Source organism: Peribacillus sp. ACCC06369, assembly GCF_030348945.1.
In the GTDB taxonomy this organism is placed as follows: Bacteria; Bacillota; Bacilli; order Bacillales; family DSM-1321; genus Peribacillus.
Genome location: NZ_JAUCEN010000002.1, coordinates 3412115 through 3428493, shown reverse-complemented (window position 1 = coordinate 3428493; position 16379 = coordinate 3412115). Strand labels below are relative to the sequence as shown.

Sequence of the window (16379 nt, the reverse complement as noted above, 5' to 3'; positions counted from 1 at the left end):
TGACAGTTTTCCCTCATTTGATATAATGGATAGGATAGCGGCGCGGGAGGGAATATTAGGTATGGAAATAGAAAACAGAATTGATAGGATAAAAAAGCAGTTGCACTCGTCCAGCTACAAATTAACGCCTCAGCGAGAAGCGACCGTCCGCGTTTTACTTGAGCATGAAGAGGACCATTTAAGCGCAGAAGACGTTTACCTCCTTGTCAAAGAAAAGTCGCCGGAAATTGGATTGGCAACAGTTTACCGTACGCTAGAGTTGCTGACTGAATTGAAGATAGTAGATAAAATTAACTTTGGAGACGGGGTTTCCCGTTATGATTTAAGACAAGAAGGAGCTGCGCATTTCCATCATCATCTTGTTTGTGTGGAATGTGGTGCGGTAGATGAGATCCAGGAAGACCTACTTGAAGACGTAGAAGACATTGTCGAACGCGACTGGAACTTCAAGATTAAAGACCATAGATTAACCTTTCATGGCATTTGTCATCGATGTCATGACAAAGAAGACAACAAAGGTGAATGAAGTTGGACCTTTTCCATTTAGTGGAGAAGGTTTTCTGCATTTTTAAAGGGCTAAAACCTATTGCGAGACATCAGGAAAATATCAGGATGAAGGAATGAATTTTCTCACGTAAGTGCAGTATTTGCTTTCTCCTTACCTAAACACGTATAAAACTTGTCCTGTTGGGCATAGATTGATACAGAGGATCGAATGGGAGGGGAAAGATGATGAAAACATCATTATCGCTTATTTTGCATACGGCTAAAGTGATGGTTCTCTTTGTTAGCTTTACTGTTCTTTTTTATATAGGAATGGTATGGTTAAATCAGGAATATCAGAGTTATCATCGTTATGATGAACCCAAAGGTATGGCTGTAAAAGTATCGAAGGCTGTTGATACAGGTGATGATGCATGGCTTGAACGCTTAATGTTGTTTTATTTAAACGGGGAGTAATGAATATGGAGAATCAAATTAGGGATTTCATTCATTTTTTAACCATTGAAAAAGGACTGGCCAAGAATACGCTCGTCTCCTATGAGCGCGACTTAAAATCATATTGGGGCTATCTGAAAGATGTTGAAACCATTAACGACTGGAATGATTCACGGCGGGTGAACATCTTGCATTTTCTCGTGCATTTGAAGGATCAAGGGAAATCATCGAAGACGGTAGCACGTCATATTGCGTCCATCCGGTCTTTTCATCAATTTCTTCTAAGGGAAAAAGTAACCGATCAGGATCCGTCCATACATATAGAAACGCCAAAACCGGAACGAAGCCTTCCGAAAGTATTAAGCATGGAAGAGGTTGAAGCACTATTGGAAGCCCCGAAGATAATGGATGAATTCGGTTTACGAGACAAGGCGATGCTAGAACTGATGTATGCGACAGGTATGCGTGTCAGTGAGTTGATATCCATGGATGTGAGTGATGTTCATGCATCGATGGGTTTTGTCCGTTGTGTAGGGAAAGGGAATAAAGAGAGGATCATTCCGATTGGACAAACGGCACTGGGTGCCATTGAACATTATATGGAAAGTTCCCGAGGGAGATTGGCCAGCCCAAAGCACAGGACAGATTCACTTTTTTTGAATCATCATGGCAACAGGCTGACAAGGCAGGGGTTTTGGAAGATTCTAAAAAAACTTGTGAAATCGGCACAAATAGAAAAAGAAATTACACCACATACACTGAGACATTCTTTCGCGACTCATCTATTGATGAATGGGGCTGATTTACGTGCCGTCCAAGAAATGCTCGGTCATGCGGATATTTCGACAACGCAAATTTATACACATATTACGAACGTACGGATCAAGGATGTATATTCAAAATTCCATCCGCGAGCATAATAGAATAGCAGAATGATAGAAAGGTTGTGAATTTAACTGCGAGGCAGTTGAAGGGAGCAGCCTTTTTTCTGATCTGTCTCGACAGTCATAATGCTGCTGAGATTCTAGCGCACACCCAATGGAACTTTATTTCATTCGTGAAATATATTATTTGTCTCCATCTAGGTAATCGTTTACAATATAGAGAGGTCAGACTTCTGACGTTATCATCATTGCATTTATTTGAAGAGTAACTGTGCAGTATAAGGGTATTATAGAGAGTATAAAACTGATTACTATTTTAGGAGGAATGACTCATGAATGGAAATTCAGCATTTAAACGTATATTTGTAGTTGTTATGGATTCTGTTGGAATCGGCGAAGCACCTGATGCAGATTTATTCGGTGATAAAGGGGCGGATACACTTGGCCATATCGCAGAAAAAATGAATGGATTGAACATGCCGACTCTCGCAAAATTGGGTTTAGGCAATATACGTGAAATCAAAGGGATTGATAAAGCTCAACATCCTCTCGCATACTATACGAAAATGAAAGAGGCATCTACAGGAAAAGATACGATGACTGGACATTGGGAAATCATGGGGTTGAATATATCCACTCCATTCCGTGTATTTCCAGATGGTTTTCCGGAATTGTTAGTCAATGAACTCGAGGCGAAAATGGGACGGGGAATTATTGGGAACGTCCCGGCAAGCGGTACGGAAATCATTGAAAGACTTGGCGAGGAACATATGAAAACGGGTGCGTTGATCGTATATACATCAGCTGATTCAGTTTTACAGATTGCTGCACATGAAGATATCGTTCCGATAGACGAATTATACAGGATTTGTGAAATTGCACGTGAGGTGACAATGGCTGATGAGTTCAAGGTTGGGCGCGTGATTGCCAGACCTTTCACAGGTGAACCAGGCAGCTTCAAAAGAACCACTAACCGTCATGATTATGCATTGAAGCCTTTTAACCGGACGGTAATGGACGAATTGAAGGATTCTGGATATGATGTGCTCGCAATCGGGAAAATCTCGGATATCTTTGATGGGGAAGGCGTCACAGAATCATTAAGGACCGTATCCAATATGGATGGAATGGATAAATTAATCCAAACGATAGAACAGGACTTCAAAGGGCTAAGTTTCCTTAACCTGGTCGACTTCGATGCTTTATACGGTCACAGGCGCGATCCAGAGGGATACGGAAAGGCATTGGAAGAATTCGATGCTCGGATGCCGGAAGTCCTAGATAAACTGAAAGAGGATGATTTATTGATCATCACTGCCGACCATGGGAATGATCCGGTACATGAAGGAACCGATCACACACGTGAATATGTGCCATTATTAGTCTACTCCAAACGATTTACAGAAGGTGCGGAGCTCCCGGTAAGAGATACATTTGCTGATATCGGGGCGACGGTCGCTGCTAATTTTGATGTGAAAATGCCTGCCTTCGGGAAAAATATATTGGGCGATCTAAATAAAGGGGAGATTAAATAGATGTTTAATAAAATAGAGACAGCTGCGTCATTCATAAAAAATAAGATTGAAGGCTCCCCGGAGATAGGACTGATTCTTGGTTCTGGACTTGGAGTATTAGCAGATGAAATTGAAAATCCCATAACGATTCCTTACCACGAAATTCCGGAATTTCCGGTATCGACTGTTGAAGGACATGCTGGACAGCTTGTCATTGGTCATTTAAGTGGTAAAAAGGTAGTGGCCATGCAAGGGCGTTTCCACTTTTATGAAGGGTACTCCATGGAGAAAGTCACATTTCCAGTACGTGTAATGAAACTTCTTGGTGTTGAGCAGCTAATTGTAACGAATGCGGCCGGAAGCGTTAATGAAAGCTATGAACCAGGTGACTTGATGCTCATTACGGATCATATTAATTTAATGGGGGCAAACCCATTGATTGGTCCTAATGAGGAGCGTTTCGGCCCTAGATTCCCTGATATGTCAGAAGCTTATAATAAAGACCTTCGGACTCAAGCTAAACAAATTGCATCTTCACTAGGCCTGGATATTAAAGAAGGTGTCTATATCGGAAATACAGGACCAACCTATGAGACACCGGCAGAAGTGAAAATGGCAAGGATCCTTGGCGGGGATGCAGTTGGGATGTCGACAGTTCCGGAAGTTATCGTAGCAAGGCATAGCGGTATGAAGGTGCTTGGAATATCATGCCTTACCAATATGGCTGCAGGCATCCTGGATCAGCCTTTGTCGCATGAAGAGGTAATTGAAACGACGGAAAAAGTGAAAAGCAGTTTTCTGGAATTTGTTAAGCAAATCGTTAAAGACATATAAAACGATCCAAAAAAATACAAGTACACCTGAGAGAAGCGGTGTCTTTAAAAAAGTGGGGATTCCAATATGAGAATGGTAGATTTAATTGAGAAAAAGCGTGATGGAAAGGCTCTTTCTACAGAAGAAATACAGTTCATTATCAAAGGGTTTACCGATGGATCGATTCCGGATTACCAAATGAGTGCCTGGTCAATGGCTGTTTATTTCAAAGGGATGAATGAGCAGGAACGTGCTGATTTAACCATGGCAATGGTCGAGTCGGGCGATCAAATAGATTTATCGATGATTGAAGGAATTAAGGTCGATAAACATTCAACAGGCGGTGTTGGTGACACCACAACACTAGTGCTTGGACCATTGGTTGCTGCTGTAGGTGTCCCAGTGGCAAAGATGTCAGGACGCGGGCTCGGCCATACAGGCGGTACGATCGATAAATTGGAGTCTGTAAAAGGTTTCCATGTCGAAATAGAAAATGACGAGTTCATTAGACTTGTCAATAAAAATAAAATAGCTGTCATTGGGCAAAGTGGTAACCTGACTCCAGCGGACAAAAAGTTATATGCATTGCGCGATGTTACGGCTACGGTTAATAGTATCGGTTTGATTGCCGGCTCTATCATGAGTAAGAAAATCGCTGCTGGTGCTGATGCGATTGTACTTGATGTTAAAACGGGAGCAGGCGCTTTCATGAAAACTCTCGAAGATTCCGAAGAGTTAGCGCATGCTATGGTAAGCATTGGGAACAATGTGGGGCGAAACACGATGGCTGTCATTTCCGATATGAGCCAACCTCTGGGTTACGCAATCGGAAATGCATTAGAAGTGAAGGAAGCCATCGATACGCTTAAAGGGGAAGGACCGGAAGATTTAACGGAACTTTCTTTAACACTGGGAAGCCACATGGTGTACCTTGCCAAAAAGGCAAGCTCGCTGGAAGAAGCAAGAACCTTGCTTGAAAATGCGATCAAAGATGGTTCTGCACTTAACTCATTCAAAGTCTTCCTAGAAGCGCAGGGAGGCGATGGTTCGGTTGTGGATCAGCCGGAAAAACTTCCGCAGGCTGCTCATGTTTTCGAGCTAGAAGCGAAAGAGGATGGATATGTATCGGAAATCATCGCTGATGAAGTAGGAACGGCAGCTATGCTTTTAGGCGCCGGGCGGGCGACAAAAGAGTCAGAGATTGATTTGGCAGTCGGGCTGGTACTCCGTAAAAAAATCGGGGAATCCGTGGCAAAAGGTGAATCCCTTGTGACGATTTACAGCAATTTTGAAGATGTTTCAAAGGTGAAAGAAAAATTGTATGAAAGCATTGCGATTTCAAAAGAGAAAGTGGAAAAACCTACTTTGATCTATAAAGAAATCATGGAATAACAAAAAAAAGGCCGCGGTTTTGAGCGGCCTTTTTACGTCTGTCCCATTGAATGTTTAAAAGAGGATGCCCATGCGCATCCTCTTTTATTTTTGTTAATATGTTACCCAATATCCATTATATGTTCAAAATTCATCTTTATTTGTATAAAAATGGGTTTGATGGAAAAAATAAATCATATAAAGATTGGAGGGTATGGAGATGAAGCGGATTCTTTCTCTATTTTTAACCGTATTAGTAGCAATGGGTTTTAGCATCCCGCATACAGAGGCAGCTGAAGAAAAGGGAGTTGACTTGGCGGCCAATGCTAAATCAGCCATTTTGATTGAACGGGATACAGGCAATATTCTGTATGATAAAAATGCAGATGCTCGTCTTTCACCGGCAAGCATGACGAAAATCATGACGATGCTGCTGATCATGGAAGCGATCGATAAAGGCGAACTCAGCATGAAGGAGAAAATCAGGACTAGTGAGTATGCAGCTTCGATGGGCGGTTCCCAGATCTTCCTCGAGCCAGGTGAAGAAATGACCACAGAACAAATGCTTAAGGGCATCTCGATTGGTTCGGCGAATGATGCATCGGTAGCGATGGCTGAACGTCTTGCTGGATCGGAAGAAGAGTTCGTTAGGAAAATGAACAAAAAGGCGAAAGACCTCGGGTTGAAAAATACGAAGTTCCAAAACGCAACAGGCCTTCCTGTTAAAGATCATTACAGTTCGGCCCATGATATGTCGATCATGGCGAAGGAATTATTGAAATACGATACGATAACAAGGTTCACGGGAACATATGAAGATTACCTCCGTGAAAATACCGAAAAGAAATTCTGGCTTGTCAATACGAACAGATTGGTGAAATTTTACCCTGGAGTGGATGGACTGAAGACAGGATTCACAAATGAAGCGAAGTATTGTCTGACAGCCACAGCAAAAAAGGGGAATATGCGTGTCATTGCCGTCGTTTTCGGGGCCGTTTCTCCAAAGGAACGAAACGCTCAGGTCACCAAGATGTTGGATTATGCATTTTCGCAATACATCACATATCCGATTTATAAACGCGGTGAGGTGTTAGGTGAAGCGAAGATAAGTAAAGGCAGCAAGAAATCCGTGATGGGAGTGACAAGTGAACCCATTTCAGTTTTGACAACCAAGAACGGGACGCCAAAGGACTTTACAAAAAAAATCACTCTTGATAAAAATTTGGATGCCCCCATTAAAAAAGGCGATCAAATTGGTACACTTGAATTGAAGAAAAACGGTAAGGTGTATGTCGAATCTCCAATAGTCGCGAAAGAAACTGTTGAAAATGCCAGCTGGTGGCAATTGTATAAACGGGCTTTCGGCATGTTTGCCCAAGCGAAATAGAATAAATTGTCGCAATGCCTGTTAATCGTACTAATTTAGGCGAATCTCCACTAGTTTTGCCACTAAGAAGGAATCTGCAGGTGAAAAAGAGAATTTGACTCTTTATAAGACAGTGAAGGAGGCTGTATATAATGAGTCTTACGATTAATATGGAGGCGAAAAATCGTGTATTGTGCATTCGTCTCAAAGGTGATTTAGATCATCATACAGCAGAAAAATTGAAAAACCAGGCAGAGGCAGCCATTCAAAAGCATAACATCAAGCATATTATCCTCAACATGGAAGAATTGCATTTTATGGACAGTTCAGGGCTTGGAGTTATTTTAGGACGCTATAAGCAGGTAAACAAAAAGCAAGGTGAAATGGTGGTTTGTGCAATTTCTCCAGCGGTAAAGCGGTTATTTGAGATGTCAGGGTTGTTTAAAATTGTTAAAATGGAACTATCCGAAAAAAACGCTTTGCAAAGACTGGGGGTTGCCTAAGATGAAAAATAAAATGGAAACGAAATTTTCTGCACTAAGCCAAAATGAATCTTTTGCAAGGGTAACTGTTGCGGCTTTCATTGCCCAATTGGACCCGACGATGGATGAATTGACTGAGATCAAGACTGTCGTGTCAGAAGCCGTTACGAATTCGATTATCCATGGGTATGAGAGCGACCCTGAAGGTTGGGTCTATATTTCAGTGGTCATCGAAGGTGATACTGTGGAATTGACCATCCGGGATGAAGGACTGGGCATTGAGGACGTCGAGGAGGCTAAACAGCCGTTATTTACGACTAAACCCGAACTTGAACGTTCCGGTATGGGATTCACCATCATGGAAAACTTCATGGATGAAATCCATATAATTTCCCATAAGGGCGAAGGCACGATCATTCGATTAAAAAAGCACTTAACTACAAGCAGAGCTTTGTGCAATTAAGGGAGACTTGCATATGGATGTGGAGGTTAAAAACCAGAAGAGCAAGAAAGGCCAGCCCCATTTAAAAGATGAGGAATTGCGGAATTTAATCCAACTCAGCCAGAGCGGTGACCAGGATGCAAGGAACCTGATTGTCAATAGCAATCTTAGACTTGTATGGTCAGTCGTGCAAAGATTCCTCAATCGAGGTTACGAACCGGACGACCTTTATCAAATTGGCTGTATTGGTCTGTTGAAGTCCGTGGATAAATTTGACTTATCGTTTGAGGTGAAATTCTCAACTTATGCTGTGCCAATGATCATTGGTGAAATCCAACGTTTTATCCGTGATGATGGAACGGTTAAAGTAAGCCGGTCTTTAAAGGAAATGGCGAATAAAATTCGCAGGGCCAAAGAGGAACTTTCAAAGACATATGGCCGTGTCCCGACTGTCAACGAATTGGCGGAACACCTTGAGCTATCGCCAGAAGAAATCATCATGGCCCAAGAAGCCAGCAGGAGCCCTTCATCCATCCATGAAACGGTTTACGAAAATGATGGAGATCCGATTACCCTTCTTGACCAGATTGCCGATCATAACGAGACATCTTGGTTTGATCAAATTGCTTTGAAAGAAGCGATACATGAATTGAATGAACGTGAAAGGCTGATTGTTTTCCTGAGGTATTATAAGGATCAGACGCAATCGGAAGTAGCGGCAAGGCTTGGTATTTCCCAAGTTCAAGTGTCAAGACTGGAAAAGAAAATTCTTCAGCAAATGAAAAACCACATGAATCAGTGATTCATGTGGTTTTTCATTTGGCTGGAGATAAATCTTTATTTTAGGAAAAAGTAAAAGTAATTCCCTCAGGATATCTTGGTGGGATGAAAATTTTTGAAAATATGAGTGGGGGTCAAATTTTTTAGTTGAATTTAAAATTAAAAACGAATAATATAGTAAAGGTCGCGTTTTTCATTCGTTTTTCATCTTGTTTTAAACGAAAAATCAATCAGGAAAAGCGTCGATGCAGTACAATTTTAGGACACCTTGTCTTTGCGTGCAAACGGTTGTCGGTGTTTCCTTTAGATCTGGAGGTCTAAAATATGTTTATGGAAAAGTTTTTTTCCCTGAAAGAAAATGGGACGGATGTCCGTACAGAAGTCATGGCGGGTGTTACGACATTTTTAACAATGGTTTATATCCTTATTGTGAATCCGGCATTATTGTCTTCTATCGGAATTCCATTTGAACAAGTTTTCATGGCAACGGTCATATCAGCGGTAATTGGGACCCTTATCATGGGGCTGGTAGCAAAATACCCGATTGCGATAGCACCAGGGATGGGTTTGAATGCTTATTTTGCCAGCGTTGTGGGGGCACAGGGCCTCTCATATCAGACTGTATTCGGTACGGTTTTCATTGCTGGTTTGCTATTTCTATTAATTAGCGTAACGAGCTTGCGTAAAATGATAATTGATGCGATTCCTAACTCATTAAAATATGGCATCACATCCGGAATCGGTTTATTCATTGCATTTATCGGATTGAAGAACGCTGGAATCGTGGTGTCTAATGAATCAACGATGGTGACGCTAGGCGATTTGCATCAGCCAGGAACCGTTTTAGCGTTAGCGGGCTTATTCATTACCTTGATTTTTATGGCCCGTAATATTAAAGGGGCAATTTTTATTGGTATGATCATCACGGCAGTCATTGGCTACTTTATCGGTTTGCTCAACTTTGATGGAGTCGTATCTGTACCTCCAACACCGGTATTTTTCGATATCGATATTGCCGGGGTCTTCACGCATTCTTTATATTCAATCGTTTTCGCCTTTTTACTTGTGACGATCTTTGATACGACAGGTACCTTGATTGGTGTCACGGAACAGGCAGGACTAACGAAGGATGGGAAAATCCCACGCGCCAAGAAAGCATTTTTAGGTGATGCGATTGCGACGATAGTCGGCTCGATTTTTGGAACAAGTCCCTCAACGGCTTACGTTGAATCGAGTACTGGAGTCGCCGCAGGCGGACGTACCGGGTTAACTGCTACTGTTGTGGCGATCCTTTTCGCTGCATCGATTTTCTTTTCTCCATTAATATCGGCCATTTCTTCAGTTCAAGCAATTACAGCCCCCGTTTTGATCATCGTAGGATGTTTCATGATGGAAGGCTTGGCTAAAGTCAATTGGAAAATTTTCGATGAAGCATTTCCGGCATTTGCGATCATTTTAACGATGCCGCTTACTTCAAGCATATCTACAGGGATTGCAATCGGGTTCATTACTTATCCCCTTATGAAGGTATTCAGTGGAAAAGGAAAATCGGTACATCCGCTCATTTATATTTTTGGATTGATATTTTTGGTTCAGCTGATTTTCTTCCCCACTCATTAATTTATGAATGTAAATCAAAAAGACATGCTGTCATTGCAGCATGTCTTTTTTGTTTTCAATTAGTAATATTTGGACATGGTTCACTTCCTGCATTTTCAAACTGTTTCCAATCCATACTACTAGCATAAGGAAATAAAAGGTCGGGATGTGATGATAGTGGCAGTTGTATATATCAGGATGAGGAACCGTGTACAAGTAAAGGGAAATCAAACGGTGAGGATAAAAGATATTGCAAGGATAATCGGACCTGAAGAAGTGATTCGAAAAATTGAAGAAATCATATTATTAACGGTCAAGAAGGAAGATAGGAATATTATTGTCATTGATTTGGCTCAAGTTATCATGGCCATTCGTAATGTGGATACGACCATTGAGGTGGAGACGTTCGGACCCTCCCAAACGATCATCGAAATCATCCTCTCGAAAAAGAAAATGTCAGTTTTGACTTTCGCCTTAGTCTGGTTCTTGTTGTTTGTCGGCGGTGGGATGACCATCATGAACTTCCATGTGGATGTCAGCATGGGGGAAGTGCATCAAAAAATCTTTACTTTAATAACGGGAAAAGTGGAAGAAAAGCCGTTATTGATCCAAATCCCATATAGCTTCGGACTTGGCATGGGCATGATTTTATTTTTTAATCACTTTTTTAAAAAACGCTTCAATGAGGAACCTAGTCCGCTCGAGGTTGAAATGTTCAACTATCAGCAGGATTTGGACCGATATGTAATCATGAATGAAAATAAGGAGAACGTGCGCCATCTTGATGACAGGTAAAGTTATCTTCGGAATCTTTGTTGGGTTAGCCGGAGGTTTTGCGACAGGTGCCGGTTTTGTAGCGTTTTTAACTGTACTTGGGGTGATACCGAGGCTGACTCAGCTGACAAAAACAATGAAAATGATACATTACTACGAAGGAGCTATCATTGCCGGGGTTGTCGCAGGAACTTGGCTAGGGTTACAGGGTACGGAATTTTCCCTCCCACAATTTTTATTGATTCCGATCGGCCTGGCTGACGGGATCTTTAATGGGATGCTTGCTGCTGCCTTAACTGAAGTCCTGAATGTATTTCCGGTTCTGTCCAAGCGAATCGGCATTCAAGAGAAAATCATTTATCTGTTAATGGCACTCGTTTTGGGGAAAATAGCGGGATCATTATTCCAATGGATTTATTTTGTCGATTTATAAGTTTATGAGGTAACTATTCCTGATGATGAAAGGTAGGCCCAAGATGGTGACCAAACGAAAAGTGATATTGATTACGGATGGAGATGAGTATGCGAAACGGGCTGTCGAGCATGTAGCCAGGGAAATTGGGGGAAGATGTATCTCCATGTCCCAGGGTAATCCATCACGATATACGGGCTTGGAGTTAGTTGAATTAATAAAAAAGGCGAAGTATGATCCAGTATTGGTCATGTTTGATGATAGCGGTTTTATCGGTGAAGGATCCGGCGAACAGGCAATGAAGGTAGTTGCCGGTCACCCTGATATTAATGTCCTTGGAGTGATAGCAGTCGCTTCAAAGACTAGAAGGGAAGAATGGACCAAGGTGGATATCTGTATTGACCGTGATGGTAATTTGACACCGAACGGGGTTGATAAATACGGCGCTGAGGAATTCGAACTGGGTAAGATTACAGGAGACACGGTGTATTGCATCGATCAATTGCATGTTCCCATAGTAGTGGGGATAGGGGATATCGGAAAAATGTCCCATCAGGACGATTTTAAAAGAGGAGCACCGATAACGAAGCTAGCGGTGGAAATCATATTGGAAAGGAGTGGACATGATGACTTCAGAAAAACCTGAAAACATGAAACCGATTCCGGATAGGGTAGCGGAAGTTGACGCATACATGAAAGAGAAAGTAGGTCTGGGCGTCAGCTTCGACTTAGGGGTAAGAAGGATAAAGGTCCTTAGAAAAGATGTGCATCTTTACTATATAAACGGGCTGACGGATACAGAGTTCATCATGGAAATCCTCGAATCTCTTATTCATAACAAAAATGCTGAAATCTTGACTACTAAAGTTTTTGATGCAGTCAAAGGCTTGCTCGTACACCAATCCGTTGAGGAAATAAAGACGATGGATGAGCTTGTTGATCAGGTATTATCCGGTTTAATAGTCATTGTTGTTGATGGTAAACCAATAGGATTGGTTGTTGATGTCAGGAGTTATCCCGGGAGACAGCCAGTAGAACCCGATACGGAAAAAGTCGTCCGTGGATCAAGAGATGGTTTTGTCGAGAATATCATCGTTAACACTGCGATAACCAGACGGAGAATACGGGATGAAAGATTACGTTTCGAAATGTTGCATGTAGGGGAACGATCGAAAACGGATATTTCCATCGGCTACATTAAAGATATTGCCGATCCTGATTTAATAGAAATCGTTCGTAAGGAATTGAATAACATTGAGGTTGATGGCATAACGATGTCTGATAAGACGATCGAAGAGTTCATCGTCAAGCAAAGATATAACCCATATCCGCTTGTCAGGTACACGGAACGGGCTGATGTAGCGGCAACACATCTACTTGAGGGGCATGTCCTTATTTATGTGGATACTTCACCGAGCGTCATCATTACCCCGTCCACTCTTTTCCATCACATGCAACACGCTGAAGAGTATCGGCAGGCGCCTGCAGTTGGAACCTTGGTGCGCTGGGTACGTTTTTTCGGGATTTTCGTTTCATTATACTTGCTGCCTATTTGGTTATTGTTTGCTTTAGATCCTTCTCTTTTACCGGATAAGTTGGAATTTATCGGGCCGAATGAAAAAACGCATATACCCATTGTGGTCCAAATCTTCATTTCCGATATAGGAATAGAATTTTTAAGGATGGCAGCCGTACATACCCCGTCCCCGCTTTCTACGGCAATGGGCTTGGTTGCGGCAGTTTTGATTGGACAGATAGCGATAGATGTCGGACTATTTGTTCCTGAAGTGGTTCTCTACGCTTCCGTAGCGACAATCGGTACTTTTGTCACTCCAAGTTTAGAATTAGGGGTTGCGAATAAAATTTCCCGTTTAATACTGATAGTGTTGGTCGCTATCTTTAAAGTGCCGGGCTTGATCATAGGCATCACACTCTACATTATTATGCTTACTAATATAAAAACGTTAAATACACCTTATTTATGGCCGCTTATCCCATTTCAGCCGAAGGGTTTGTCACATATACTATTAAGAAGACCTTATCCAGGAACTGCTGAGCGTCCGAGTATTGTGCATCCCCAGGATAAATATAGGCAGCCGAGAAAATCTAAAGGTTGATGTTGTCGAAAAGTTATGGTAATTTAATTTTATTCGGATAAAGCGGTAAAGTTAAGGCTTCACAAAGAGATAGAGCGTTTATGCCTCTTTGAAGTTAAACCAATCTGTCTTTCCCTTCGAACTACTAAGCAGTCATAGAGAACAATATTAAATGGGATAATCGATACGGATGAGGCTTGTTCATATAGAGGACCCTACTCACTTACAGCAGGGTTTCTTTATTTGGGGCTGCCTCATTTCTTATTAATCTTTAGATCTAAGTCAGGAAGGTGAGGCTATCATGCATTTGTACGGAACCGGTGGTGTCAATGAACGTGGACATCTGGAGATCGGAGGAGTGGACACGATCGAACTGATCGAACAATTTGGTACACCATTATATGTTTATGATGTAGAGCTAATTCGTGAACGGGCAAGAGGGTTCAAGAAAACTTTTGAGGAATTGGGGATTTCTGCTCAAGTTGCTTACGCAAGTAAGGCCTTTTCTTCGATTGCCATGATCCAGTTGGCCGATCAAGAAGGACTTTCTCTCGATGTTGTCTCAGCGGGGGAATTGTATACGGCAATTAAGGCAAATTTCCCAACTGAACGGATTCACTTCCATGGAAACAACAAAAGTGAAGAAGAGCTACATATGGCTTTGGATTATGACATTGGCTGTATAGTAGTCGATAATTTTTCAGAGTTGACACTGTTGGAAGAAATTTGTACAAACCGTGAACAAAAAATGAAAATCCTTCTTCGTGTAACACCAGGTATCGAAGCCCATACGCATGATTACATCTTGACAGGGCAAGAAGATTCGAAATTTGGTTTTGATCTTATTAACGGGCAGGCGGAAGGCGCCCTTCGACAAGCACTGCAAAGTGAATTTCTGGAAGTGCTGGGATTGCACTGCCATATCGGTTCCCAGATCTTTCAAACGACCGGTTTCCTTCTTGCAGCCCAAAAAATTATCGGCAAGCTGAATGACTGGCATGGCTCGATAGGGTTTCAACCAAAGGTATTGAATCTCGGAGGGGGATTCGGAATTCGGTATACACAAGAGGACGACCCGCTACCGGCATCTCAATATGTAGAAGAAATCGTTACGGAAGTGCAGAACCTGATTGCCGATTCTGATTTAATGATGCCTGAAATCTGGATCGAACCTGGCCGTTCATTAGTCGGGGACGCCGGTGTGACCTTGTACAAGGTCGGTTCTGAAAAGGAAGTGCCTAATGTCCGTAAATATATTGCCGTTGATGGGGGCATGAGTGATAATATACGTCCTGCTCTTTATGAAGCGAAATATGATGCCATTCTTGCAAACCGGCCACTTGATCCTGTAGAAGAGACGGTGTCCATTGCTGGGAAATGCTGCGAAAGCGGTGATATGTTAATTTGGGACTTACCATTGCCAAAAGCCGGACGAGGTGATGTCTTGGCAGTCTTTTGTACAGGGGCATATGGATATTCCATGTCGAATAATTACAATCGGATTCCGAGACCGGCTGTCGTCTTTGCCGAAAATGGAGAAGCCCGATTGGTCATCAAACGCGAAACGTATGAAGATCTTATCCATTTGGATTTGGCCCTACATGAAGCAGCGGTCGTCAATAAAAAATGAAAAAAGGATGGCATTGGCCATCCTTTTTTCATTTGAATCAGCTGAAAAATGATTTGATTGCGTCTATTAAACTACTGAATACTTCTTTCAATTTATCCAAGAATGATTGACCCTCTTCGGACTCAAGAAAATTGGATAGCTTATCTTTAGCTGCAGTAAGCTGATCCCCGACAGCGTTCCAATCGATATTCAATTCTTTTAACTTATTGAATAAATCAATTAGACTTTGAACTTGATCATCATTTAAGGCGATTCCAAGTTCTTTTGCTGAAGACTCGACAACCTCGCGGACCTCTTCAGTATTGGCTGGTGGATTTTCAGCCATTTCCTCTTTTATTTTCGTTACTAGTGCAGAGGCTTCCTCTGTACCGATTTCGTCACCCAATTTAGCTGTTTTCACCATTTCTTCATTCGCTGCCTGTTTCACATCTTCCGGAATCTTCTTGTCGGAGGAGATCTCATAGGCTTTAATGACCCCTGTCAAAGCTGCTGTACCGGAAACGGGTATAGGTGCGGTGACATAAATGGTAGCATCTTTTACTCCAGCAGTTGCCAGTGCATTGATATACATTTCATCTGAGACCCAGTTAATGTTTTTCGACTCCAGTTTAAGTCCAGTACCTTTTTCCTCCAAAGTAATCGCAGAGGATGAAATCGCTTTAGTACCGATCAGTCGGCTAGCGATATAGTCTCCTAAGTATTCATGTTCCTCCGCATTTGTAACCGTCAGTACCTCAACATCATTAGGGGCTTTCATTTCTGACAAAATCATATTTTTTTGTTCATTTGTCAAATTTTCCCCAAGTGTGACGATCATTTCACCAACAGCTGCATCTGCAAAAGCTTTATATGGCAATAATAGACATAATAAAATGGTTACAATGACCCATTTATTCATTTTTTTCATGATAATCCTCCTTAACTTTTCCTGCTGAATTAGAATCTTTCAATAAAAGGGCGGCGCTTTAAATAAAGATTCATAGTATTTGACGAAACAAAGGATAAAAAAGATACATATTTTCCGGAAAATATTTGTATAGCCAAAGATAGCTTAGGTTCTTTCAACGGAGAAAAAGTGATTGCATCCTTGTATTTTATACCTAAGACCACTCTATGAACCTAAGATCACTTTACCAATGTAGTAAAATTGAAGCAAGATTGCAAGGATATTTGTCAGAGTGTGTTAAGTTATAGTAAAATGAATTCGTTATTTAAATATTTGGACCATTCATAAAGGGAGTATGGGATGAGGAAAAGTAATAAAACTCTTTTACTTA

Annotated in this window: 17 protein-coding genes; 16 read left to right on the top strand and 1 reads right to left on the bottom strand. The window is 41.7% G+C overall.

Annotated features, from left to right (window positions below):
- Positions 1-67: 67 nt before the first annotated feature.
- The 16 genes from fur to lysA all read left to right on the top strand — a co-directional run bounded on the left by fur (position 68) and on the right by lysA (position 15102).
- The gene (gene fur, locus QUF78_RS17440) at positions 68-526 is read left to right on the top strand and encodes a ferric iron uptake transcriptional regulator (protein WP_289318338.1); all 459 of its coding nucleotides are present in this window, start codon (positions 68-70) and stop codon (positions 524-526) included.
- Between the two features lie 206 nt (positions 527-732).
- On the top strand, positions 733-960 hold the full coding sequence (locus QUF78_RS17435) for a YqzK family protein (RefSeq protein ID WP_095389711.1): 228 nt from the start codon (positions 733-735) through the stop codon (positions 958-960).
- A gap of 5 nt (positions 961-965) precedes the next feature.
- Positions 966-1859, top strand: a complete 894-nt coding sequence (gene xerD, locus QUF78_RS17430) for a site-specific tyrosine recombinase XerD (protein WP_289325655.1) — start codon at positions 966-968, stop codon at positions 1857-1859.
- 296 nt (positions 1860-2155) lie between these two features.
- Complete coding sequence (deoB, locus tag QUF78_RS17425; protein ID WP_289325654.1) at positions 2156-3358, top strand: phosphopentomutase; 1203 nt, start codon at positions 2156-2158, stop codon at positions 3356-3358.
- Positions 3359-4171 (top strand): purine-nucleoside phosphorylase, encoded by an 813-nt coding sequence (locus tag QUF78_RS17420; RefSeq protein WP_289315769.1) that lies wholly within the window; start codon positions 3359-3361, stop codon positions 4169-4171.
- Between the two features lie 66 nt (positions 4172-4237).
- A complete protein-coding gene (locus tag QUF78_RS17415) occupies positions 4238-5542 on the top strand; it encodes a pyrimidine-nucleoside phosphorylase (protein ID WP_289315770.1) in 1305 nt (434 codons plus the stop codon).
- Between the two features lie 199 nt (positions 5543-5741).
- Complete coding sequence (locus tag QUF78_RS17410) at positions 5742-6908, top strand: D-alanyl-D-alanine carboxypeptidase family protein (protein ID WP_289325653.1); 1167 nt, start codon at positions 5742-5744, stop codon at positions 6906-6908.
- A gap of 131 nt (positions 6909-7039) precedes the next feature.
- Entirely contained in the window at positions 7040-7390 is a 351-nt protein-coding gene (gene spoIIAA / locus QUF78_RS17405) for an anti-sigma F factor antagonist (protein WP_061463936.1), read from the top strand.
- Between the two features lies 1 nt (position 7391).
- Positions 7392-7832: an anti-sigma F factor gene (gene spoIIAB, locus QUF78_RS17400; protein ID WP_289315772.1), complete on the top strand. Its 441-nt coding sequence runs from the start codon at positions 7392-7394 to the stop codon at positions 7830-7832.
- 13 nt (positions 7833-7845) lie between these two features.
- Entirely contained in the window at positions 7846-8613 is a 768-nt protein-coding gene (gene sigF / locus QUF78_RS17395; protein ID WP_289325652.1) for an RNA polymerase sporulation sigma factor SigF, read from the top strand.
- 308 nt (positions 8614-8921) lie between these two features.
- Positions 8922-10211, top strand: coding sequence for an NCS2 family permease (locus QUF78_RS17390; protein WP_289327347.1), 1290 nt, complete (start codon positions 8922-8924; stop codon positions 10209-10211).
- Positions 10212-10364: 153 nt separating this feature from the next.
- Positions 10365-10985 carry a stage V sporulation protein AA gene (locus QUF78_RS17385; RefSeq protein WP_289327346.1) on the top strand — a complete coding sequence of 207 codons (621 nt, stop codon included), beginning with the start codon at positions 10365-10367 and terminating at the stop codon, positions 10983-10985.
- Positions 10975-11397, top strand: a complete 423-nt coding sequence (locus QUF78_RS17380) for a stage V sporulation protein AB (RefSeq protein ID WP_289318341.1) — start codon at positions 10975-10977, stop codon at positions 11395-11397. Before QUF78_RS17385 ends, QUF78_RS17380 begins: the two co-directional genes overlap by 11 nt.
- Positions 11398-11440: 43 nt before the next feature.
- Positions 11441-12022 carry a stage V sporulation protein SpoVABEA gene (spoVAEA, locus tag QUF78_RS17375; protein WP_289325651.1) on the top strand — a complete coding sequence of 194 codons (582 nt, stop codon included), beginning with the start codon at positions 11441-11443 and terminating at the stop codon, positions 12020-12022.
- Positions 12000-13493: a spore germination protein gene (locus QUF78_RS17370; RefSeq protein WP_370015726.1), complete on the top strand. Its 1494-nt coding sequence runs from the start codon at positions 12000-12002 to the stop codon at positions 13491-13493. Before spoVAEA ends, QUF78_RS17370 begins: the two co-directional genes overlap by 23 nt.
- 280 nt (positions 13494-13773) lie before the next feature.
- On the top strand, positions 13774-15102 hold the full coding sequence (gene lysA, locus QUF78_RS17365; RefSeq protein WP_289325649.1) for a diaminopimelate decarboxylase: 1329 nt from the start codon (positions 13774-13776) through the stop codon (positions 15100-15102).
- 37 nt (positions 15103-15139) lie between these two features.
- Here lysA and QUF78_RS17360 read toward each other — a convergent pair whose 3' ends face one another.
- Positions 15140-16000, bottom strand: coding sequence for a DUF1002 domain-containing protein (locus tag QUF78_RS17360; RefSeq protein WP_483313890.1), 861 nt, complete (start codon positions 15998-16000; stop codon positions 15140-15142).
- Between the last annotated feature and the right edge of the window lie 379 nt (positions 16001-16379).